Source organism: Desulforhabdus amnigena (assembly GCF_027925305.1).
GTDB lineage: Bacteria > Desulfobacterota > Syntrophobacteria > Syntrophobacterales > Syntrophobacteraceae > Desulforhabdus > Desulforhabdus amnigena.
The window spans coordinates 4262018-4285020 of the sequence record NZ_BSDR01000001.1; the positions used below are offsets into that span (position 1 = coordinate 4262018).

Genomic DNA, 23003 nt, shown 5'->3' on the forward strand with positions numbered 1-23003 from the left:
GGAGATCTTTTGAAATTTGGAGCACAACCCGATTTGGGGTAAGGAGATGGAATCCGGTCGGATTCCTGTGAGATTTTCGAGTTGGAGGAATGAAATGCCCATCTACGAATACGAGTGCAATGGCTGTAAGGAAAAATTCGAGATTCTGGTTTTCAGAAGCGATGAGACCGTAACTTGTCCCAAGTGCGATTCCCGGGATATCCATAGGGTCCTTTCCGTCTGCGGGTTCAAGAGCGGCGGGGACAAGGGTGCCGCGAGCAGCCGTGTGGGATCAACCTCTGCTTCATCCTGTGCCGGCTGTACCAGTGGCAATTGCAGTTCCTGCCATTGAGGAAACGGCAGAAAGGTGGAGAGTCAATCCGTTCTTTAGAGAAAATAAGATGAGGAAAATTTGACGAATAAAATCCTTCGAATTGGAACCCGGGGCAGTTTGCTTGCCTTGAAGCAGAGCACAATGGTGAAGGGGATTCTGGAGGGACTCTGGCCCGGCCTTCAAGTGGAACTCCAGGTCATCAAGACCATGGGCGATAAGATTCTCGATGTGCCCTTGGCCAAAGTGGGAGGCAAGGGGCTTTTCGTCAAAGAGATCGAGGATGCCCTTTTGGCCGGGCAGGTGGATCTGGCGGTGCACAGCATCAAGGATGTTCCGGCCGTGTTGCCGGAGGGCCTTGAAATCGGAGCCATCCCCAAGCGGGAAGACCCGCGGGATGTTCTTGTGACCCGCAACGGTCTGGGATTGGATGCTGTGCCCTTGAATGCACGGGTTGGGACAAGCAGTCTCAGGCGGTCGGCTCAATTGAAAAGCCTTCGCCCCGACTTGGACATTCAGAACCTGCGGGGAAATCTCGATACCCGTTTGCGGAAGTTGCACGAAGGGCAATATGAAGCCATTTTGCTCGCTGCCGCCGGACTTCACCGCATGGGATGGAAAGACCGCATATCCGCCTATCTTCAAGAGGAGATCTTTGTGCCCGCGATCGGCCAGGGCGCCATCGGCATTGAACTCCGCAGCAGCGATGCAGAAGTTCTGAAGGTGCTCGCTCCCATGCACGACCCGGATACTGCGGTTGCAGTCCAGGCGGAAAGGAGTCTCCTGAACGAACTGGAAGGTGGATGCCAGGTTCCCATCGGGGGGCACGCCGTTGTAAACGGAAGTGAAGTGACTTTGACGGGGCTCGTGGCTTCACTGGATGGACGGGAAATGTTCCGGGTCACCCGAACGGCGCCGCGCAGTGGAGCCGAGGCTCTGGGACGAAATGTGGCCCAGGAGCTCTTGGGCCAGGGGGCCCGTCGCATTTTGGAAGATGTCTATCGAAATTCAGAAAAATAAACCGGGGCACTTCTGTTCTGTCATGAGAGGAATGGCTGGTGGGAAAAGGAAAAGTATATCTTGTGGGAGCGGGCCCTGGAGATCCGGGGCTTCTGACCTTGAGGGCAAAGGAACTTCTGGAGCAGGCCGAGGTCGTGATTTATGATTACCTGGCCAATGTGGAATTCCTCAAGTATGCTCCCCCTGAAGCTGAAAGAATTTACGTGGGCAAAAAGGGAGGCGACCACACCCTGAGCCAGTGGGAAATAAACGATCTCCTGGTGAAGAAAGGGCGTGACAACATAGTGGTGCGCCTCAAGGGAGGAGACCCCTTTGTATTTGGACGCGGTGGAGAGGAAGCACAGGTGCTGGTGACGGCGGGCATTCCCTTCGAGGTGGTGCCGGGAATCACCGCAGCCATCGCTGTGCCGGCCTATGCAGGCATTCCCTTGTCGCATCGCGACCACACGGCAAGCATGGCCTTTGTGACCGGGCACGAACGCGAAGACGCAGAAGACTCCAAGATTGAGTGGGAGAAACTAGCCATGGGAGTCGGTACTCTGGTCTTTTTCATGGGCGTCAAAAACCTTCCCCAAATCTGCAGGAATCTCATAGAGAATGGCCGGGCTCCCGATACTCCCGTTGCAGTGATTCGATGGGGAACCACTCCTGATCAGAAGACAGTGACGGGAACCCTGGAAACCATCGTGGAGGCCGTTCGGCAGGCAGGATTGAAGCCTCCCGCCATTACCGTCGTCGGCGGAGTCGTTCAATTGCGCAACGAATTGAACTGGTTTGAGAATCGTCCGCTCTTTGGCCGCCGCATTGTGGTGACACGGGCGCGTGAACAGGCCAGCGACTTCAAGTCCATCCTGAGTAAACTGGGAGCTCATTGCATCGAATTTCCCACGATAGAGATTCAGCCGCCCTTCTCCTGGGAGCCCCTCGATAATGCAATCTCCAGGCTTTCTACTTACGATTGGGCGATTTTTACCAGTGTGAACGGAGTCAAATTTTTCATGGAACGCCTTTGGGCCGCTGGGCACGATGTGCGGGAACTCAAAGGGGTCCGGTTGGCGACCATCGGCCCCAAGACTTCAGAAGCTTTGGAAAAATTCGGGCTGCGTCCCGATCTCGTGCCCACGGAATACCGAGCGGAGTCCGTTCTGGAAGGGCTTGCAGGGGAAGATTTGGCGGGAAAGCGCTTTCTGATGCCAAGAGCCCTGGTGGCTCGAGACATTCTACCCCGTACGCTTTGTGAAAAAGGCGCCCAGGTGGATGTCGTCCCGGCCTACCAGACGGTTTTGCCGGAACACCGCAGTGAAGAGATACTCGATCGTTTACGCCGTAGCGAGATTCACTGTGTCACTTTCACTTCCTCCTCGACAGTCGCCAATTTTTTCAGCCTTTTCCAAAGGGAAGAGATCCTTCCCCTCTTGCGAAAGACCGCTGTTGCCTGCATCGGTCCGATTACAGCACAGACTGCCGAAGAGCATGGACTTGCAACCGATATCATGCCATCCGAATACACCATCGAAGGGTTGGTGCAGTCCATCCGTTCATATTTTGAAAGTAAGGGCAAGCCCTAACTTGAAAGAATAACCGTTCATCTGAAGAAGTTGGCGGATTCCAATACCCCGCTATTCACCACGGAGACACGGAGAAGATTTTGGAATTCCTATGGAATTTCTCTGTAATCTCTGCGCCTCCGTGGTAAAAGGGGGTTTCAAGAGCGATGCACTTCCTGGGAGTAGACAGCCTCTGAGAGGAGAAAACCGGCCTCCCCTGGAGCGATGGAGGGGAGGCATCCTGTTACCGTTTGATTTCTCTCGCCCTGTAATTGAGATAGGCATCCCGCATGGAGACATACGGATCCAGCGCGGAGGCCTTGAAATCTTCGTATTCTCCGATTCTGAGCGAAGCATTGTTCATAATCGTTCCCCCCTTGACACCTCCACTTACATAGAAATTCGGCGACAGATAAAATAACGGGTTGAGAAACCCATCGCTGACCTCTCCAATGGTGTCCCGTACCGTGGAGGGCCCAAGGAAAGGCCAGTTGATGTATAGCATCGGCTTCATTCCATAGAATCCCAATGTCTGTCCCGAATCCTCTTCGTAAGGTTGCAGATCGAAGTGCCGGTCGGCTATGTCGATCATGCCGCCGAAACCGAGTGCGGAGTTGATGACGAAACGGCTCAATTCTATTCCCGCTCCCTTGAATTTGCCCTGAAGTGTATTGTTTACCACTCTCACCGGGAACTGAACATTCCTATAGGCATTCTTGATGCCGATTCGAAGGCCCTCGGGAACGACTTTTCCATAAACCGTCCCTACCGGTTTTAAGAACCAGAAATAGAACTTATCGTTGAATGTGAAAAATGCCCGGTTTATGGGCTCCAGAGGGTCGGAAGTAGTGATGTGTTCCTCTTCAAAGGGTTCCTCTTCTTCTGTGGCGGTTCCCATTTTGGAAAGGTTTTGATATGGAGTGTCCTGGCTCCAGCTCCTTTGGACGTTTCCAAATGTCATGAAAATCGTTAGAAGCAGGAAAACTACAGAAGCTGCCACAAGATTTCGAGTCGCATTCATACCCCCCTCCTCTCTGATTGAACAATATATTCGAAAAATTAGGAAAACGTATCTCAACGCTGGAAAGAACACGGAAAAGTATTCTACCATCCTCACTCAACTTGGCAAGAAAAAGTCAAACGGCTTGTTTGCAACGTCTTTTTTCAGATGAACCTCTATGACTCGGATCGGTCTCAACGAAAGGTTGGAAATTTCTTTCCTTCGCAGGGCATCCGATGGCTTTGCATATTTTCGGAGTTGTTATATATTTCTAAACAGCTTTGCCCGTTTTAAAAGTTGGCCTGCACTCTGGAAATTGGATTTATAAAGCACCTGAGAACATATTTTTGATGTTTTATGATACCCGGTCATCCTTGAAAACGAAAATCAGGATTTTATAAGGGTGATGAATACGGGAAGACAATCTGACTTGTTTTGTATTTTTTCCCAGGAGGATCGGTCGATGGCGAAAAAAAGTGACGACAATATGAACCCCATGGATAAGTTTATGGATCGCCTCAGAGGCGGCTCCGGGGAGGGAGGGCCTCAGCAACCTGATTCTTCTCAACGAAAAGTGCATTTTTCCATCTGGTATTTTATCCTCGCTTTGCTGTTGATTTCCTGGGTGCAGGGTTACCTGGCGGAGCCTCCGAGGGAAAAGATCAACTATTCTCAATTCAAGCAATGGGTGCGGGACGGGAAAGTCGAAAACCTGGTGATTGGTCCGGACAGAATTCGGGGGGACATCAAAGAGGATAAAAACCAAAAGGATCAGCCGAAGCATTTCGTCACCGTCAGGGTGGAAGATCCGGAGCTTGTTGAGCTTTTGGATCAAAAGGGGATCGAGTATACGGGCTTTGCTGAAAACAAGTGGGTAGGAGTGATCGTATCCTGGCTTTTGCCTCTGGCCATATTCATTTTCTTTTGGAGTTACCTCATCAAGAGAATGAGCGGGGGGGCGCAGGGGGTCCTTTCCGTCGGCAAGGCGCGAGTCAAAATCTTTGCACAAAAAGAGGTGGGAGTGACTTTCGACGATGTTGCCGGTATCGATGAGGCCAAGCAGGAGCTTCAGGAAATCGTTCAGTTTTTGAAAAGCCCTGAAAAATTCCAACGCCTCGGAGGGCGTATTCCCAAAGGGGTGCTTCTCCTGGGAGCTCCCGGCACGGGAAAGACTCTCCTGGCCAAAGCGGTTGCGGGAGAGGCCGGAGTGCCCTTTTTCAGCATGAGTGGTTCCGAATTTGTGGAAATGTTTGTGGGGGTGGGAGCAGCTCGCGTGAGAGATCTTTTCGGGCAGGCGAAGGATCAGGCCCCCTGTATCATTTTTATAGATGAACTGGATGCCCTCGGAAAAGCGCGTGGACTCAATCCTATCGGCGGTCATGACGAGCGTGAGCAGACTTTGAATCAGCTGCTTGTGGAAATGGACGGATTCGACGCTCAGGCGGGAGTCATCATCATGGCGGCAACGAACCGTCCCGAAATACTGGATCCGGCTCTGTTGCGCCCTGGACGTTTCGACCGTCATGTAGCCATCGACAAGCCCGATATCCGGGGAAGGGAAGCCATTCTCAAGATACACATCAAGAATGTCAAACTGGCTCCGGACGTGGACCTCAAGAGGATAGCGGCCATGACTCCGGGATTTGTCGGAGCGGATCTGGCCAATCTGGTCAACGAAGCGGCACTGTTTGCGGCAAGACGGGATCGCAATGAAGTGACCATGGTCGATTTTCAGGATGCTGCCGACCGTATCATCGGCGGACTGGAAAAGAAGAACCGTGCTATGAATCCCAGGGAAAAAGAGATCGTGGCCTATCACGAATCCGGCCATGCCCTCGTGGCCATGTCTCTGCCCAATGTGGATCCGGTCAATAAAATATCCATCATTCCCCGCGGCATTGCGGCCCTCGGGTATACGCAGCAGCTTCCCACCGAAGACCGTTATCTCATGACACGAAACGAACTGCTCCAACGTCTGCAGGTGCTCCTGGGGGGACGCGTATCCGAGGAGGTCATCTTTGGAGACGTTTCGACCGGCGCTCAAAATGACCTGCAGCGGGCTACGGACATTGCCCGCAGCATGGTGATGGAATATGGCATGAGCGAGCGCCTGGGGCCTCTTACCTACACTCGTGAACCCCGTTCGGCTCACCTGGACCTCGGCATGGGACCCAAAGAAAGGGAATTCAGTGAGCGCACGGCCCAGGAGATCGATGAAGAGGTCTCCGGGCTCGTCGAGGAAGCGCATCGGAAGGTTCAGAGTTTATTGAAAAAGCACAGCGATTCCCTGAAAGAATTGGCACAGATTCTTCTGGAAAAGGAATCCATCGAAGGCGATGAGCTCAAGGCATTTGCCGCCAAATTCAAGGGAAAGAGTTCTGCTGCCGCTCTTGAAGAAACTTCAAAGACCGAGGGAATGGCTTAGTAAAAATGAGAGAAATTACAGCCTGTACCCTGGATTGCCCGGATTCCTGTTCTCTCCTCATTTTGGAGGATGCGGAGGGGAAGGTTCAAATCAAGGGCAATCCCGATCATCCCTTCACTTCAGGTTTCACCTGCAGGAAAGCCAGGGATTTTCTGAGGCGATTGCAGAGCCCGGATCGTCTCAAGACCCCCCTCTTGCGGGTCGATGGGGGATGGAAAGCCATCGGTTGGGACGATGCCCTGGATCTATGTGCCGAAAAGATCGCCAGGTATCGCCGGGAACCGGCATCCATACTCCATTTCCACGGTGAGGGGGCAAAGGGGGTGCTCAAACAGGCGAGCAAATTGTTCTTTGCCCTCCTCGGTTCCACCCAGGTGAAGGGAGCCCTTTGTGATGCTGCCGGATATGTTGCCTGCGTTGCGGATTTTGGGTCCCGGGACAACAACGACATCAATGACTTGCTCCATGCCCGCCGTATCGTGAACTGGGGCAAGGACCTGGCGCGAAGTTCCGTCCACACGGCGGCCATCGTGCGTAAAGCCCGCCGCGAAGGTTGTAAAGTCTTGACCATTTCTCCCGGTGGAGATGGAAACGGCTCCTTTTCCGATCAGATGGTCCGGATCCGGCCCGGCACGGACCGGTTTCTCGCCGCAGCCGTCATTCGCCTTCTGTGGGAACGCAACGGGGTTTCCTCTCATATCCTGGACCACGCACACAACGGGGATGCTTTTAAAGATCTCATTTGGGCTCAGCCTCCGGACCGGTTGATGAAATGGTGCGACATAGACCGGGAGGGTGTCGAGCGCATCTATTCTTTTTATGCCTCGCCGGAACCGACCGCAACGCTCATTGGTGCGGGCCTGCAAAGATATGCTTACGGAGGGGAGAACGTCCGGTTCATCAATGCCCTTGCCATGCTTTCAGGGAATATCGGTCGTTCCGGGGGGGGGACTTATTTTCATCTCCACTCTTTGAGAAACATGAATCTGGACTGGACAAAAGAGCCTGAAAGGAAGCTGCGCCGGTCTTTGCTGATGCCGACTATCGGCCGCGACATCTTGGCGGCGACGGATCCTCCCGTTCGAATGCTTTGGGTGGATGGTTCCAATGTGGTCAACCAGGCTCCCGATTCCCATGAAATGATGCGTGCCTTCGAATCCATCGAATTCAAAGTGGTGGTGGATGCATTCATGACGGATACGGCGGAGCGGGCGGATCTCGTACTTCCCTGCGCCCTCATGATGGAACAGGAGGACATCGAAGCATCCTACCTCCATGACTATGTGCACTATGTGAAACCGGTCTTCAAAGCTCCCGGGGAAGCCAAAAGCGATTACTGGATCTTGTCGGAGCTGGGCAGGCGTCTGGATCCCCCTGTTATCCTTCCAGATCCCGATGAGTGTTTCAGGAATTCACTCTGTTCCCCTTACATAGATATCTCTCTTGAGGAACTCCGAAAAAGGGGATACGTACGGGCGAAACGACCCCTCATTGCCTATGCCGGAATGCGCTTCGATCATCCCGACGGAAAATACCGTTTTCCAACGGTGCTCCACGCCGAGGCGTCTCCACCGGCGGGATATCCCTACCGCTTTTTGACTCTCATTCGCGGGGATGCCATTCATTCGCAGATTCTGCCGGACAAGCAAGAAATGCCTCCCAAAGTCTGGGTGGCGCCGGATCATCAGGCATTGAAACATCTGGATCTGGAAGCGGACATCTATCTCGTCTCTCCTTTGGGGCGGCTCAAAGTGGCGGTTGAAATTTTGGAAGGCTTGCACCCTGAAGTGGTGGTTTATCGAAGGGGCGACTGGATGAAGCTCGGCGGAGGCGCCAATCAGCTCATTGCTGCCGGTCTTACCGATATAGGAAAAGGCGCCCCTTACTATCAACAGTATGTTCGACTTGAAAACGGGTGAGAGGAAAAAAGAAATGACTCAATCATCGCGGAATATTCCATCGGAAATCCTCGAATTTTGTGAACGCAGCTCCGTTGCTCTGAAAGACCTGAAAGACCCGCGAGCCTGCATCGAATATGTAAAAAAAGAACTGCCCGGACTCCTTTGCAATCGGGGGCTTTTCATCGATATCATAAAAGATTCATTGAGAGGAGAGGGCTTTCTGGACGTTCAACGCCCCACGACGTTCGACAACGAACTGGTGCTCTATATCGATAAGGACCGCCTTTTTTCCTTGAGGATGTACCTCTGGGGGCCGGGAGAATTTACGACGCCCCACGACCACAATTCCTGGGGAGTTATCGGACCGGCTTCAGATGGGTACGAGGTGATCAATTACCAGCGCGAGGACGACGAATCTCGTGAGGCGTATGCCCGCCTGGTAGAAGTGGAGCGTGTGATACTGCGTCAGGGAGAAACGGCTCATACCTTTCCTTTGAAAGCGGGTATCCATAAGACGGGCAATCCCACCGAAGAGACCCTCATCACCCTCAATCTGTATGGAAAGTCCCTGCCGCGCGGCTACATCAACGGGTTCGATATCGAGAACAACCGTGTTTTTCGCATCCTTTCCCCGAGGCGCAAAAAAGAATATCTGTTGTCCAAGGCTTTGGAAACGCTCGAAAAGATGTAACCATTTTCTGAGATGACACCATCCTTCCATTCCCCCCTCGCTCAAGAGGGGCGAGGGAGGGTGGAGATGCGCTAAACGAAGTTCAATTCATCCTTGCGCTGCGCCAGTTCGACCAGGAGCCTCACTCCAAAGCCTGTGGCTCCCTTGGGAGCGGTGCCGAGGTCCTTGTCCGCCCAGGCGGTTCCGGCGATGTCCAGATGAGCCCAGGGGATTTCATCGGGTACGAACTGTTTCAGGAACATCCCCCCGATGATGGTTCCAGCGGTCCGGTCGCCAACGTTCTTGAAGTCTGCGACATCACTCTTGATATATTCGAAATAGAAATCCCAGAGGGGCAGGGGCCAGAATTTTTCTCCCACCTGTCTGCCGATTTCCTGGATTTTCTGGATGAGTCCTTCATGGTTTCCCATGATTCCCGCAACTTCCTTTCCCAGCGCCACAAGGCAGGCTCCCGTCAGGGTGGCCAGATCCACGATGAGGGCGGGTTCTGAACGGAGGGCGTAGGTGAGCGCGTCGCAAAGGATCATGCGCCCTTCGGCGTCGGTACTGATGACCTCGATGGTAAGGCCCGAGAGAGAGCGAATGACATCGCCGGGTTTATAGGCTTTTCCGTCGGGCATGTTTTCCGTGCAGGGGAGAATTCCAATCACGTGGCGCTTGATTTTCAGCTTTCCGATCACTTCGAAAGCTCCCAGCACGGCCGCTGCCCCTGCCATATCTTCCTTCATGGTTTCCATGTTGGCGCTCGGCTTGATGGAGATTCCCCCCGTGTCAAAGGTGATCCCTTTTCCTACGAAAACCATGGGGGGCTCCTTTTCGGTCCCTTTGGGCTGGTGCTCCAGGATGATCACAAAGGCGGGTTCCCGACTTCCCTGTGCAACAGCAGCAAAAGCGCCCATCCCCAGGGTCTGGGCCATATCGAAATTCAGCACCTGGATGTGAAAACCATACTCTTCCGAAAGACGCCGCGCCGCATCGGCCATATGGGAAGGGGTGGCCCGGTTGGCGGGAGCGTTGACCAGGTCCCTTGCAGAACAGACCCCTGAGGCGATGGCCTGGGCAACAGAAGGGGCAGACCGGGTGTTTTCGTCCGGTTCTTTTTCGTCAAGAAGCAGCAGGGTTTCGGGAGCTGTGGAGGCTTCCAGATCACGGGTTTTGAGGGCGTCGTAACGGTACAAGCCGCAAATGCCTCCAATGAGCGCTTCCCGGAGAGCATCCATACTTTCAAAGGGTAATCCTTCCAATGCGGTAAGGGGCAGGGCGGGGCGGTTCAGTCCAAGGTCCCTGCACTTGCGCAGGGCGCCGGCAGCGGCGCTTCGCAGCTTATCCAGTTCGAATTTTTCAGCCGGTCCGAGTCCAACGTAGAGGATCCTGGGTATTTTCGAGCCCGAAGGGCCATAATAGACAGCGACTTCCTGGTGTTTCCCCTTGAAATCCTTGAGAGCCTGGGACTGGGAAATCCAGGAGGCGTTCTCTTCTATCCACCGCTTGAAACCGGGAAGAGGTTCCGATGACTTTTCAAAACTGAAAAAGACAATGGCTTCTGCCTGCCATTCCTTGGGGTTGGTTATTTGCCACTCAATGAACATCGATTTCTCCTTAAAAAGGCCTCAGAGCATATTCGAGCTGAGGTAAAGTGAACTCATGGAGTCAGAGGGGAAGCATTTCCGTCCGTCCGCTTTCTCCATCGAAATAAAGAAGTTGTCCGGCATACGCACTGGTTTTTCCCGTGAGCAGGCGTATGGCTTCAAGGGCTTCAAGGCTCCCGATGACCGCAGCTGTGGGGCCGAGCACTCCCACGGCATCCTCGGCGGCGTCCCGCGAACGCTTTTGCCCGTAAATGTTTGTCAAATCGGTAGTTGCCTGGGGAAGAAAAGTCGTGATCTGTCCCCACCACCCCGCAACGGCGGCATGAATCATGGGAATCCTGAGGCTGCGCGCCTCTCCGGCCAAAAGAAACCGGGCAGGAAGATTGTCCAGGGCATCCAGCACGAGGTCGTTGCCTTGTACCAGGTCTGCGGCGTTGGTTTCATCCAGAGGATGAGGAAAAGCTTCCACTTCCATGAAGGGATTGATGAGCCTGGCGCGCTCCATTCCCACCAATGCCTTGGGACGGGAGAGTTGTTCCGTGTCGGATAGCCACTGGCGGTTGAGGTTGGAGACGGTAAAGACGTCACCGTCCACCAGTCGTAGGATTCCGACTCCGGCTCGAGCCAGCAGGTTGATCAATACTCCCCCCAATCCTCCGCAGCCGCAGATCAAAACCCTGCTTCGGCAAAGACGGAGCTGGTCGGAAAAGTTCAGGGATTGAAAATTCTTGAGATAACGCAGAGGAAGGATTTCGTTTTCGAGGGCTTCCCTCTGTGCCTGCAAGGGAGACAGTCCGTTTTGGACAGCCCACTGCAGCAGCTGGTCTTCATCGATGACTCGAATGGATTGGCCACCGTAGTCTTGTGTTCGCGCTCTGTCGGTTAATAACGTCATGTATATCAGAAGCTCTTCAGATAATTAGGATCAGTCCCTTGTCAGTCCCTTGCCGGAATATCAGGAAAAGATACACTAATGTGAACTGCCGTCGCAATGCCAATCATGGGAGAAAAGAGGAGAGGGGCCGACATATCTTGAGAGAACTCAAGGGAAAATCTCATTGACAAAAAGCGGCTCCCTCGTTAGCGTGCATAGTTCTTTCGAACGGTCGAAAAATGGATTTGGATTCGGTTAAGATCTTGTCTATGGAGGAAAAGTCATGACTCAGCGGATTTATAATTTCAATGCCGGACCGGCTGCGTTGCCTCTCCCGGTTCTAGAACATATTCAGGAAGAAATGCTGGATTTCCGGGGCTCCGGAATGTCCATCCTGGAAGTGAGCCATCGTTCCAAGTGGTTTGAAGATGTCCTGGATGATACCACCGCCCGGATCAAGCGATTGCTCAAGCTCGATGACCGCTACCATGTACTGTTCCTGCAGGGTGGAGCCAGCATGCAGTTTTGCATGGTTCCCATGAACCTTGCCGTAGCGGGTAAACCCGTGGATTACGTGGATACCGGCACATGGTCCACCAAGGCGATCAAGGAAGCTCGCATTCAGGGGCTTGACGTGCGGGTAGTGGCGAGTTCCCAGGAAAAAGAGTTTACCTATATTCCCAAGGAAGTGCCCTCGGACGGGAAAGCGGCCTACCTCCATCTCACTTCCAACAACACTATTCGCGGCACCCAGTGGCGTCTCTTCCCCGATAGCGCAGGGATTCCCATCGTCTGCGACATGTCTTCGGACATCTTCAGCCGCATCTTCGACCCCGCACCCTTTGGACTGATTTATGCCGGAGCGCAGAAAAACGCAGGTCCTGCAGGCGTAACCCTGGTGATCGTCCGGGACGACATGCTCGAGCGCGTTCCTGCGACTCTGCCTACGATGCTCAAGTACACCACTTACGTTGAAAAGAAATCCATGTTCAATACGCCCCCGACTTTCGCCATTTACGTGATGGGTCTGGTGACCCAATGGATTGAAGAGACGGTCGGAGGCATTGAGAAGATGGAAGGGGTCAACAATAGGAAGGCCGCCTTGCTTTATGACTACCTGGACAGTCAGAATTTTTATCGAGGCACGGCGATGCCGGATTCCAGATCCTTCATGAATGTCACCTTCCGGTTGCCGACAGAGGAACTGGAACAAAAGTTCATTAAAGAGTCCCTTGCGAGCGGCCTGGGAGGACTCAAGGGGCACCGTTCTGTCGGTGGTTGCAGAGCTTCCATCTACAATGCCGTACCCACCGAGGCGGTCCAGGCCCTGGTCGATTTTATGAAGGAATTTGCCAGGAAGAACGGCTAGAAAGCTGGGTCTTCCATGACGAAAAGTTTTCGTTCTCACCCGGCATCCTCTCCTTTCGAGAGAGGATGCTCTCCAGCAACAATTTGCCGGTGCATATACAAAGCCCAATAACTTTTTTGAGCATCCATTCTGAAGGCCGGTAAACACTCGGCGCCCCACGTGAGTGGCTTTCCTTTTGGATCTCTATCCCGCCCGTTTGATGGCCCCTTTTTTTGATTGCAATCCCTGCCGGAATAAATGTTCTACGGTTTCCCCTCTCTGCGATATCTGTGGATATGTGCAAATGGGGGTGAACGGTTGCCGACAGGGGAGAAGTTCCTCCAACTGCATGGGAGGAGTCTCATCGGGCGGCAGTTTTATTTTGGCTGCAGTCAATGAAAATTAGATTGGACTGGCTGCCTTTTGGGTGTCATACTGGCGGTTAGCAACGACCAGACCGTTATTTTGTCAGGATCTGTATCTTTTACGCAGCTTGCGATTTGCCTGTGTCGCAAGTTTCATGTCCTTGTATTGAGCCGTGGATCTGCATGGTGAGACCAAAAGATTTTACAGAACGTGCTTTGGAAAAATGAACCATTGTTTTAACTATAGCAGGAGATGAACCGATGCAGCAGCCGGAGAGAAAAATTTTCTTAAAAGAGTTTACCGCAATCAGTCATGCTATATCGACTTATTCGGATATTAATTTACTCAACGATCATCTTGTGGAAATGATGTGTAAGTCTTTCAATGTAAAAGGTTCGAGCATTTTTCTGTATGACGATAGGGAAAAACAGCTATTCTGTGTGAGCAGCTATGGCTTGAGCGAATCATATCTTTCCAAGGGTCCCATATATGTTGACGAAAGATTTTCAGAATTTGAGACTGGAAAACCCGTTTTTTTTAGCGATTTTAGAGAAGACCCCCGTATTCAGTACCCGGAGGAGGCTATTAAAGAAGGGATAGTTTCCATGCTGTCGGTTCCCATCAAATCTCATAAAGCGGTTATTGGGTTGATCAAAATATATAATCATGAACCATGGATACTCAATCAGGAAGATTTGAATTCAATGTGTGTCCTGGCAGAACATCTGGGGCTTGTAATTGAATATAACGGTCTTAAGAATTTTCTTGATCAAGTTAAAGTGGCTATGGAAAGTTTACCTTTAAGAATGCTTAAAGATATAAATTTAATATAATATTCATATAATGCACAAAATGCTATAGATAGTCAATAATATATTGCAATTATATATGGCAATAATCATGATTATTGCTGGAGGTGGATAGTGAAAGATTTATTCATACTTATGCCAATAAGTGATGTAAGTAAAACAAGAGCGATAATCGATACCATGTCAAATCTTCCTTTGTGTAGGGATAATGTATATATAACTTTGTTGCATATCTTCAGGAAGGCTCCTGCCGAAGAAGAGCTAATGGGCAAGAAATGTACTGAAGAGGAAATTTATAAGTGTATGAATATGCTGGAGCAGGCAAAAAATAAGCTGGTTGAATCCGGTTTCAAGTCGGACCATATCGAACTTAAATTAACTACCGATTTTTATCCAACTGTAACAGAGGGTATTATTGATCAATTCAATAAAAGTGAAAAGAAATTTGATCTTGTGATGATAAGGCGGAGAAAGATGTCAAAAGCTGAAGAATTTTTGGTTGGAGATGTGAGTGTCAAACTTATACGTGCGCTTGAAGGTACTGCCGTCCTTGTTTTAAAACCTTCATGAGGAATTGGACGACGTTCTGTGCTTCGGGCCCAGGCCCCCGCGCCAGGATCGTTGTCCCCTGGGGCAGCCGCGAAGCGTCAAAGTAAATTATTTTTTTTCCTGACATGTTCTGAAAAGTTTTTTCTCCCCAAAGCTATCAACTTCCATGACCGGAACGGTCACAACGAAAAACGGAAAAGGCAAAGAGATACAAGGCAATAGGGAAAGCGGGAAACACTCTTGAAAAGCGATGTCAGCATGATCTATGAATCATGAGCCTTTTTTTATATAAGTCCTTTATATATCTCGATGACTTACATTATTGTCGGCCGCGACAGCTCTGTCCCCCATGCGGCAGCAGACATCTTACACATCGTTTTTGCTTTATGTGCAGGTTACCTTTGCAAGCGGATGGGAATCGACAGAGAAGTACAGGCTTCCGTCCGGCTTCTTGATGACGATTCCAAGGCGTTGATCAGGAAGGCTCCCGCAGAGATCAACGGGGTCAGCCCTTGACATTGGAAATTACCCACCTTGCATTCATTGAAAAATCTTAGGTTCTGTTGATGTTTTCCGGATTTGTTGTGTTTTTCAATCGGATGGTAGAGTGCGTATATTCAATGGGCTATCCAATAGAATCCTTTACCGGCAAGCTTTTACGATGATGCTCAGATGCGAAGTGTCAACAGGACCTAAGACAAGTACCAAAGAATTGGTGGAAGCGGCTCAGGAGGGCCTCATTGTCGGCTCTCTCTGGACCGGGTAAGGGGTCATCCGGGACCATATAATTTTTCCATATTCGTATCAAATAAGGGAGTGAGTCGCTCTTGAAATCCCCATTTACCACAGAGGCACAGAGATCACAGAGAAATTCTATAAGAATTCCAAATTTTATCCGTGCATCCTTAGTGAATAACGGGATATTGGAATCCGTCAACTCCCTAATTGTGCAAGTCACACCTGTTTCCCGCGATTTTCCGCAGGAGCGAAAAAACCCACTCCCTTCCGGTTCTCGGCGTCCTGAAGCACCTGCAGGAAAAGCCCGCCGGTGCAGGATGGAACATGGAGGACCCGAACTACCTGGGCCCTAGGTGCAAGGTCCGGAGCGAGTTCCGGGAGAATATTCGGGGAGTCCGTGAGGAATGCTTCGTTGAAAACCATCCCGGTTTGATCCGGGTAGATAGCGAGAGGGATGATCCGCGCCTCCACGAGGTCGCTGTAAAAATGTGTTCCATAGGAGACTTCGGGAATGAGGCCATCCTCTTCGAAAGCGATTTCCCCCAGGATCAGCGTGTGGTTGATATCTGCATAACTGACTTTCACTCCCAGGTTGATGTCCGTGGTGCCCCATCTCGCAGGCCCCAGGAGGACATAGCGTTTGCCTTCAAGGAGATGGTTGAGCTTTCCCACGGTGCGGGCCACAGCCATTCTTTCCTCAAAGGTTGAGAGTCTCGCATAGCCCTTGGGGTTGACATAGACGATGTATTCGATGTCCTTGACGGAGCTGTGAGTCAAATCGCGGTCGTTGGTGAAAAGGATCCGCTCCCCAGGAATGTGATCCGGAAAAATGACCGAGGCCATGTGTTCCCGGATCGCCAGCGGTCGGCACTGCAGAAGATAGAGTTTTTCGTCGTCCCAGGCAAATTCCACGTCCACCGGATACCCATAGGCTTCCTGCAGCCGTTTGAGGATTTTTTTCATCAGGGCCGCGAAGGGCGTTTTGGAAAGGAAGTTGATGAAGGTGATGCAGCTCTGTGCCTTGTCGATCTTCTGCCCCTTGAAGAGAGGAGGGGAGAGGTGCCCTTCCTGATCGACGGAAACGGCATGGAAGAGGTCCGATCCATCCAGCGCCTCCAGAATGTCAAAGTAGGATACGGATTCGAAACGTCCCGTTTCCATGTGGATGACATCGACCATTTTTTGTGAATATTTTTTGATCCTCTCCGCCGAGACTTCCGGCCTCAGGAGGGGGTGGCTGAGGGGGACGATGAGGGGATAGCCGGGGCCCGTCCGGTCCACCGCGCGGGTCCCGAGCCCCAGGACCAGGCGCACCATCCCGTCTTCTTTCCGGATGACGGGGCTCCACGTGTACATGTTTTGAGAGAAGGCGACGCCTGCCGCGAAGGGAAGAAAATAAGGCCCGCACCGGTGGCCCACCACTTTTTGCACGAGAACGCTCATGCGTTCATCGAAGTCGAGGAGATTGTGGTCGCGCCGGTAGAGAATGGCCGCCGGACTGAAGGTGCTCTTCAGGATCTGTTTCATGCCCCACATGAAATCGTTGAGGCGCTTTTGAAGGGCGCCTTGGTTGGCAAGAAAAAAGGATTCGTATTTCCCGGAGAATGTGAAGCCGAAGTTGTCTTCGAGAAGGCTGGAAGAGCGCAGAATGAGGGGATGTTCTCCGATCTTTTCCAGAAAAACGGAGAAATCCTCGATGACATCCGGGGGAAAGGATGCCCTTCGAAGCAGTTCCTCCATGTTCTCATATTCTTCCTCGATGGCTTCCCGGCTTTTGTACTTTTGGCTGTGGAAGGAATAAAGGTGGTTATAATCGATGAAATCGGACAAAATGCCTGAATTGAAATAATAGGATTCCGGTATGGCGAGATATTTTTCGATTTCTGGGTCCCTCTCTTCGAATCGCGGCAAAAGGATCTTTCCGGCCAGAAACATTCCGGCCGCTTTTCCTCCGATTCTGCCGGAGCGTCGACGGTTCCAGTAGGAGTGCTCCAGGAGTTCGTCGATATCTCGAATGGTGATGTATTGTTTTGCGATGCCGATGAATGCAAGCTGGTTGGAGACAAAATGATTGATGAGGGAGACGCGCACGCCTTCGGCTTCATCGGGAGAAATGCGAAGGTTGCCCTGGGGGATGGCGCAGAACTCCTTCAAGGCTTTCTTGATGCGGCCCGATGTGACCCCTTCCATGTTGAGGATCTGGTTGAGCCTTCGAAAGGCATCTTTTTTCCGAGCCAGGTGGATATAATTTTGAATTTGTTCGTCACTGAAATGATGTGCGAAGTAGAGATCGATGAAGGTGCCGGTAAAATCCGGAATATCGCCTTCCGAGAAGGGTTCTTCTTTTTTTGCCAGGAACCTGCGCACCGCTTCCTCGATCATCGCCCGCCCGCCGATTCCAGCTTCTTCGAGGGCAGAGAGGAAAAGCCCGCGCATTTCATCCACAAGATGCGGATATCGCATCATTTGCTGGTACATGCGATAGGCTTTGACGAGATCCAGCAGCCGGAATTCCATCGTAGGCTCAGCCGGGTTTATCGCTTCGTTCATCAGACCCAGCCGCGAAGTCTGCACGCTTCGGCCACTCTGGCGACAGCCACCAGGTAGGCAGCTTCCCGCAGGGGGAGCTTGTTGGTCTGGCTCATTTCGTGGACGCTCTTGAAGGCGCGTCTCATTTTTTTCTCGAGCCTCCAGTGCACTTCCTGGAGTTCCCAGTATAGATTGTAGGCGTTTTGCACCTGCTCAAAGTAGGAAACGGTGACACCGCCGGCATTGGCGAGAAAGTCGGGCAGAACGAGAATGCCTTTGTCGTTCAGAATGGCGTCCGCTTCGGGAGTCGTGGGGCCGTTGGCCAGTTCGCAGCAGATCTTGCACTTGATACGGGGCGCATTTTCTTTGAGGATCACGTTTTCCAGCGCCGCCGGAAAAAGAACGGTAACATCCAGTTCCAACAGTTCCTGGTTGGTGATGTCTTCTGTGTCGGGAAAGCCTTTAAGCGTGCCGTTCTTGATCTTGTAATCGACGAGGGCTCTGGCGTCGATCCCTTTTGGATTGTAAACACCCCCCTTGGAATCCGAGGCCGCCACCAGCCTGAGGCCAAGGATTTCTTCGCCCAGCAGGGCTGCATTTTGCCCCGCATTTCCAAAACCCATGACGGCCATGGTCTTTCCCTTGAGGTCCATTTCGAATGCTGCGGCCGCCTCTTTGGTGACATAGATCCCCCCCCGGGCCGTAGCGTCGCCCCGTCCCATCGATCCACCGATAGCGATGGGTTTTCCCGTGATGACGCCCGGATGGCTCTCCCCCATGATCTTTTCGTATTCGTCCATCATCCATGCCATGATTTGCGGGGTGGTGTAGACGTCCGGCGCGGGAACATCTTTGGTGACTCCAAGGGAACGCGCCAGAGCCCGGATGTAAGCTCTTGCAAGCCGCTCCTTTTCCGTTTCTGAGAGTTCCTTGGGATTGCAGATGATTCCCCCTTTTCCGCCGCCCAGAGGGATGTCCACCACCGATGTTTTCCAGGTCATCCATGCGGCGAGGGCCCGCACTGTGTCGATGGTTTCCTGTGGATGCCAGCGGATCCCTCCTTTTGCCGGGCCGCGGGCCGTGTTGTACTGGACCCGGAAGGCGTGGAATATTCTGGTGTTTCCATCGTCCATTTTGACGGGCAGGGTCACCTTGATTTCCTGCATGGGCCACCGGAGCAGTTCGTGAACGGCCGGATCGAGACCGAGCTTTTCCGCAACCTTATCGATTTGCTGCTGAGCGATGGCAAAGGGGTTGAATTTTTCATCCATAAGAAAGATCCTGTTCGCTTGAGATGAACCTCGCCATGACCGTAGCGGTCATGGCGAAGCATGAAAATGGCCGGGATTCTATCCCGACGCGTCTTCTCCAAAATGCTTCAACAGGTAGCGGTAAATTTCCTTCCCGATTTCAAGGCCCGTATCGATGATTTGCGGTCCGAAGTCCCTTCCGATGCTGGTTCGAAAAGTCTTCTGGATGCGAAAGAGGCCCTCGATGCCCCAGGGGAATTTCCCGATGAGTTCCTGGGGGGTCAGGTGATTGTAATGGGCCATGTGCCAAAGAGTGTGGGTGAAAGTGTCCGGCCCCCAGCGGAATTTATCCGCGTCGTAAAGGCAGTCGCTGACAAGTTGAAACCAGGGGCGCCTGCTTTGAACGGTTTCTGTAAAGGCTTCATGATTTTTTATGGCAAGACAGATGCACCGGACTTCGTCTTCATCGAGGGGCATATCCCGAAGAACCCTTTCGGCCTCTTCGGCTCCCGCTTCAGCATGGTTTTCCTCGTTGCGCCGTATGTCATGAAGAAGCCCTGCCAGGAGCCCCAGAACCATCAACCGCGTCACCCGGCTCTGCTCCATGGGAGTGGTCTCCAGTTCAATGAAGAGAAGAGCGGCACTGTCGATGCCGACCCGCGAAGAGTGGAAAAGACCGTGACCGAAATCGTCCGTGAACACCGGTTCGAGGACTTCCCGCAGGAGGCGGACCATGGGGTCGCTGAAATAGAGTTTTCGGGCAATGGCCAGGGGGGTTCTGAACCGCACATAGAATTCCGGAATGGGATGTCGCGACGCGATGCGCTGTGCTTCCAGTTGAAGTCTTTGATTTACTTCATCCATAAAAGCCGACTCTTCTCAGCCGATAGTCTCCGGAGAGGGAGAAACAGAATACCTTTCGGCTTCACTGTCTGTAAGAAGGATTGTCTTTCGATGCCCGCTCAACCGTAAAGGCACTGGTTGGTTTTTGCTTTCAGGAATTCTTCCTCCATTTGGACCATGCGCTTGATCATGGGGTCCAACATTTTTATGGCAATTTCAGGGAATTGTAGCAGCAGTTTTTGGAAGCTTTCCCGGTTGATGGTCAGGCACTCGAGGTCTGTAATGGCCTTGATGGAAAAGCGCCGTTTGATATCGGACAAAAGGGCTAGCCCGCCGAAAAAGTCGCCTTCCGTAAATTCGTGCAGAAAAACGGAATGATCGCTCAATTCCCTGATCACCTGCGCCTTGCCGGAAAGGATCAGATAGGCGCGATCATCGATGTCTCCATGGTGAAAAAGAAATTCTCCCGCCCGGTAGTATACCCGCTTGCTTAGATATGCGAGCAGCTTGAGGCGTTCGATGGGAATTCCGGAAAAAGCGGCTACGTTCCGGTAAATTTCCAGGTTTGCATCCATTTCGCAGCGGCCGCCACTGTGATCCAATGAGCAGGTACTGCTATGTGCCATGTGCGAGTTCATAAAAAAGTCCCTTTCTTTGCATCAAATCGTCGAATCTCCCCATTTCCACAATTTTGCCCGCCTTCATGACTGCAATGAGATCGAAGCCACGCACCAGTTCAAGCCGGTGAACGACGGAAATCAGTGTGCATTTCCCTTTCAGTTCGGAACTGAAGAGATGCTGTATGCGCGCCTGGGAAGCATTATCCAGGCTGGCGGTCGCTTCATCCAATATAAGAATTTGGGGATTTTTTAAAAGTCCCCGAGCTATGGCAATCTTTTGCTTCTGCCCTCCCGAAAGCCGGTCGCCTTTGCTTCCCACCTGAAAATCAAGTCCGATTTCAATGATTTCATCTATCAGATTTTGTTCTTTCAGAAGCTCTTCCACCTTCTCCCGGACCCTCTCCATGGCTTGGGGATGGTCTGCCTTGGGCTGGCCGAAAAGGATGTTATCCAGGATGTTCTGAGAGAAAACATAATCCGTCGGCCGGTAAAAGTTGAAAGCTCCTGGATCCTCCTGAGCGATTTTTTCCATGAAACGCCTCCTGGCACTCACGATGGAAGTCTCCAGGTAAAACGATATGGAAGCCATTTTGTGCTGCGCCGGAATGAATCTCAACGCCAGCCGCAGCACGGCATCTTCATCCTGTCGGGTCAGCATGTTCCTGCCCGACTTGGTCATGCGATCCACAATATCGGTGTAATAATCGAATTCTTCCTGAGGAATCGGGCTCATTGCAAAGAAGAAGGGATCATCCGGAAGATCTTTCAAAAGAGACACCGTTTGCCTTGCGATTTCCTCACCGAGATGGAACAGAGGCTCCATGAGCTCGTTTTCCGAAAGAAATTCGAGAAAGAGTGGATTTCGAGGAAGCGCTTCCAGCTTGTATTCATCGCGATTGGGATAACCGAAGGTTATATTGTCTCCCACTCGAATATGGCGTTGGAATCGATTCAGATCAAAGAAATCGACAGCGGTTGCAAGCTCTTCGCCCCACCGCTTGAAGAAGGTTTCCCTCAGGCGGATGATTTTTTGGGTGAATTCCTGGTGTTCGCCGGGTTTGAGAAGGGTATTCAACCCGATTTTGAGAATGTCGTCTGAAAGCCCCACGAGTTCAAGGACTCTCAGGATTTCTTCCCTGCCGGGCAATGAGGACGATTCTCCCTCCTGCAGGATGGACTCACAGGCGTAGAGCAGATTCTTTCGAATGGAACCGTCAAAAATAAAGGGGTATTGAGCGATGTAGCCGATGTTCTTGCTGACATCGAGTTTTGAAAGGGTTTTGAGCTCCCTGCCGTCGATGCGAACATGCCCCGTCGTATAACTGTAAAGCTGGCCTATGACCATGGCCAGTGTGCTTTTCCCGCTTCCCGACAGGCCGACCACGGCGAGTTGTTCGCCAGGCTTCACTTCCAGAGACACCTGGTCCAGGAGGCGGATTTGGCCGTCGACGATAAAAGAGAGATCCCGGATGTCCAGTTCGCCTTTGAGCCGGTAGGGTTCACGATCTTCAGTGGGAGCCAAAGCGAACTCGGGTTGAACGTCAAAATAGTCCATGATGCGGTGATAGCGCACGTAACTGTCCTGAAGGTCCTGATAATAATCCATCAGTTCCTTCCAGGGGTCGTAAAGTTTTTCGTAGGCGGAAAGAAAGGCGACCAGGGCACCCAAGTCGAGCCGACCTTGTATGGTGAGATAACCTCCCAGGAGGAACAGGATGAAAGGGCCCAGGCTCTGAAAAAAGTTGTTCACGAATTTGATGAGAAACTTCAAATTGTTCATCCGGTTCCGGAGGGAAAACAAGAGGTTGTTGAACAGACCGAGTTTTTTATTTTCCAGGTGATAACTGGCATTTCCATGAATTTCATGAATGCCGGATATGGCTTCCCCAATGACGTTGCTCATGGTGCGGGTGGCATCGATCCGCTCCGTGTTCAGGCGGTTGAAACGCCTCTGAAGAAAGGGGATGATGATGATTTCAATGGGATAAATCGCGAAACTCAGGATGGCGAGGAGTGGGTTGAGATAGATCAGGTAGCCGGCAAATGTCACCAGCGTCAAAACATTTATAAGGGGAATGGCGATGGATCCGCCGAGGAAATCCCCGATTGCGCTGAGTTCCGAGGTGAGGGATGCGATGACCATGCCCGGTGGAGTGCGGCGAAAAAAGGAAATGGGAAGGCTGAGAATATGGTCGTACAGTTTTTCGCGGAGTTCTCTGAGAATCTTTTGACCGATGTAGCTCTGGAGAACGTTGATGACGTATTTGAGTATCCCCGCAAGCATTACTGCACCGATGTAGAGCCCACAATAGATCAAAAGGATATCGACCTTTTTGAAAGCGATGGCCTGGTTGACGATCCTTTTTTGCAGCTCCAACGGAAGAACACGAAAGAAAATCGTGCTCAGTATCAGCAGTATGAGAAAAACCTGCAATCCCACGTAACGTTTCAGAATCCATGAAAAGAGGCTTTTCTTGGTGATGAGATCGGAAGAATGCATGCAAAAGGACCTTTCGATCTAATATTGAAGAGCAGAATACATCTTCGCACTGATTTATTATATTCCTTCAGAACGGTTGCAAAGTCAATCCAAC

Annotated in this window: 17 protein-coding genes; 9 read left to right on the forward strand and 8 right to left on the reverse strand. The window is 51.8% G+C overall.

Annotated elements, in window-relative coordinates; genetic code table 11:
• Positions 1-94: 94 nt before the first annotated feature.
• The 3 genes from QMG16_RS18320 to cobA are packed head-to-tail and all read left to right on the forward strand — an operon-like array spanning position 95 to position 2898.
• Complete coding sequence (locus QMG16_RS18320) at positions 95-331, forward strand: FmdB family zinc ribbon protein (protein WP_281796558.1); 237 nt, start codon at positions 95-97, stop codon at positions 329-331.
• Between the two features lie 60 nt (positions 332-391).
• The gene (gene hemC, locus QMG16_RS18325; protein ID WP_281796559.1) at positions 392-1330 is read left to right on the forward strand and encodes a hydroxymethylbilane synthase; all 939 of its coding nucleotides are present in this window, start codon (positions 392-394) and stop codon (positions 1328-1330) included.
• 38 nt (positions 1331-1368) lie between these two features.
• Positions 1369-2898 carry a uroporphyrinogen-III C-methyltransferase gene (gene cobA / locus QMG16_RS18330; protein ID WP_281796560.1) on the forward strand — a complete coding sequence of 510 codons (1530 nt, stop codon included), beginning with the start codon at positions 1369-1371 and terminating at the stop codon, positions 2896-2898.
• 223 nt (positions 2899-3121) lie between these two features.
• Here the strand turns inward: cobA and QMG16_RS18335 are convergent, their stop codons facing one another.
• Positions 3122-3898: an MlaA family lipoprotein gene (locus QMG16_RS18335; protein ID WP_281796561.1), complete on the reverse strand. Its 777-nt coding sequence runs from the start codon at positions 3896-3898 to the stop codon at positions 3122-3124.
• Positions 3899-4340: 442 nt separating this feature from the next.
• Here QMG16_RS18335 and ftsH point away from each other — a divergent pair, with 442 nt between their 5' ends.
• From ftsH to QMG16_RS18350, 3 genes are read left to right on the forward strand one after another with little or no spacing between them, the layout of a single operon-like run.
• Complete coding sequence (gene ftsH / locus QMG16_RS18340; protein ID WP_281796563.1) at positions 4341-6302, forward strand: ATP-dependent zinc metalloprotease FtsH; 1962 nt, start codon at positions 4341-4343, stop codon at positions 6300-6302.
• Positions 6303-6307: 5 nt separating this feature from the next.
• Positions 6308-8221, forward strand: a complete 1914-nt coding sequence (locus QMG16_RS18345; RefSeq protein ID WP_281796565.1) for a molybdopterin-dependent oxidoreductase — start codon at positions 6308-6310, stop codon at positions 8219-8221.
• A gap of 13 nt (positions 8222-8234) precedes the next feature.
• A complete protein-coding gene (locus QMG16_RS18350; RefSeq protein WP_281796567.1) occupies positions 8235-8894 on the forward strand; it encodes a cupin domain-containing protein in 660 nt (219 codons plus the stop codon).
• A gap of 71 nt (positions 8895-8965) precedes the next feature.
• On the opposite strand, the gene QMG16_RS18355 is transcribed toward QMG16_RS18350, so the two are convergent.
• Positions 8966-10483, reverse strand: coding sequence for a leucyl aminopeptidase (locus QMG16_RS18355; protein ID WP_281796569.1), 1518 nt, complete (start codon positions 10481-10483; stop codon positions 8966-8968).
• Between the two features lie 61 nt (positions 10484-10544).
• The gene (locus tag QMG16_RS18360; RefSeq protein WP_281796570.1) at positions 10545-11378 is read right to left on the reverse strand and encodes a HesA/MoeB/ThiF family protein; all 834 of its coding nucleotides are present in this window, start codon (positions 11376-11378) and stop codon (positions 10545-10547) included.
• A gap of 262 nt (positions 11379-11640) precedes the next feature.
• Between QMG16_RS18360 and serC the strand changes: the two genes are divergently transcribed.
• From serC to QMG16_RS18375, 3 genes are all read left to right on the forward strand, one after another.
• Positions 11641-12726 carry a 3-phosphoserine/phosphohydroxythreonine transaminase gene (serC, locus tag QMG16_RS18365; RefSeq protein WP_281796571.1) on the forward strand — a complete coding sequence of 362 codons (1086 nt, stop codon included), beginning with the start codon at positions 11641-11643 and terminating at the stop codon, positions 12724-12726.
• Positions 12727-13331: 605 nt separating this feature from the next.
• Entirely contained in the window at positions 13332-13904 is a 573-nt protein-coding gene (locus tag QMG16_RS18370) for a GAF domain-containing protein (protein WP_281796573.1), read from the forward strand.
• A gap of 90 nt (positions 13905-13994) precedes the next feature.
• On the forward strand, positions 13995-14450 hold the full coding sequence (locus QMG16_RS18375; protein WP_281796576.1) for a putative universal stress family protein: 456 nt from the start codon (positions 13995-13997) through the stop codon (positions 14448-14450).
• Positions 14451-15383: 933 nt separating this feature from the next.
• Here the strand turns inward: QMG16_RS18375 and QMG16_RS18380 are convergent.
• The 5 genes from QMG16_RS18380 to QMG16_RS18400 all read right to left on the reverse strand — a co-directional run bounded on the left by QMG16_RS18380 (position 15384) and on the right by QMG16_RS18400 (position 22909).
• Positions 15384-17717: a PEP/pyruvate-binding domain-containing protein gene (locus QMG16_RS18380; protein ID WP_281796579.1), complete on the reverse strand. Its 2334-nt coding sequence runs from the start codon at positions 17715-17717 to the stop codon at positions 15384-15386.
• Positions 17717-18967, reverse strand: a complete 1251-nt coding sequence (locus tag QMG16_RS18385) for a Glu/Leu/Phe/Val family dehydrogenase (RefSeq protein ID WP_281796580.1) — start codon at positions 18965-18967, stop codon at positions 17717-17719. Before QMG16_RS18385 ends, QMG16_RS18380 begins: the two co-directional genes overlap by 1 nt.
• 78 nt (positions 18968-19045) lie before the next feature.
• Positions 19046-19810, reverse strand: coding sequence for a hypothetical protein (locus QMG16_RS18390; RefSeq protein WP_281796582.1), 765 nt, complete (start codon positions 19808-19810; stop codon positions 19046-19048).
• A gap of 98 nt (positions 19811-19908) precedes the next feature.
• The gene (locus tag QMG16_RS18395; protein WP_281796584.1) at positions 19909-20415 is read right to left on the reverse strand and encodes a cyclic nucleotide-binding domain-containing protein; all 507 of its coding nucleotides are present in this window, start codon (positions 20413-20415) and stop codon (positions 19909-19911) included.
• Positions 20405-22909 carry an ABC transporter ATP-binding protein/permease gene (locus tag QMG16_RS18400; protein ID WP_281796586.1) on the reverse strand — a complete coding sequence of 835 codons (2505 nt, stop codon included), beginning with the start codon at positions 22907-22909 and terminating at the stop codon, positions 20405-20407. Before QMG16_RS18400 ends, QMG16_RS18395 begins: the two co-directional genes overlap by 11 nt.
• Between the last annotated feature and the right edge of the window lie 94 nt (positions 22910-23003).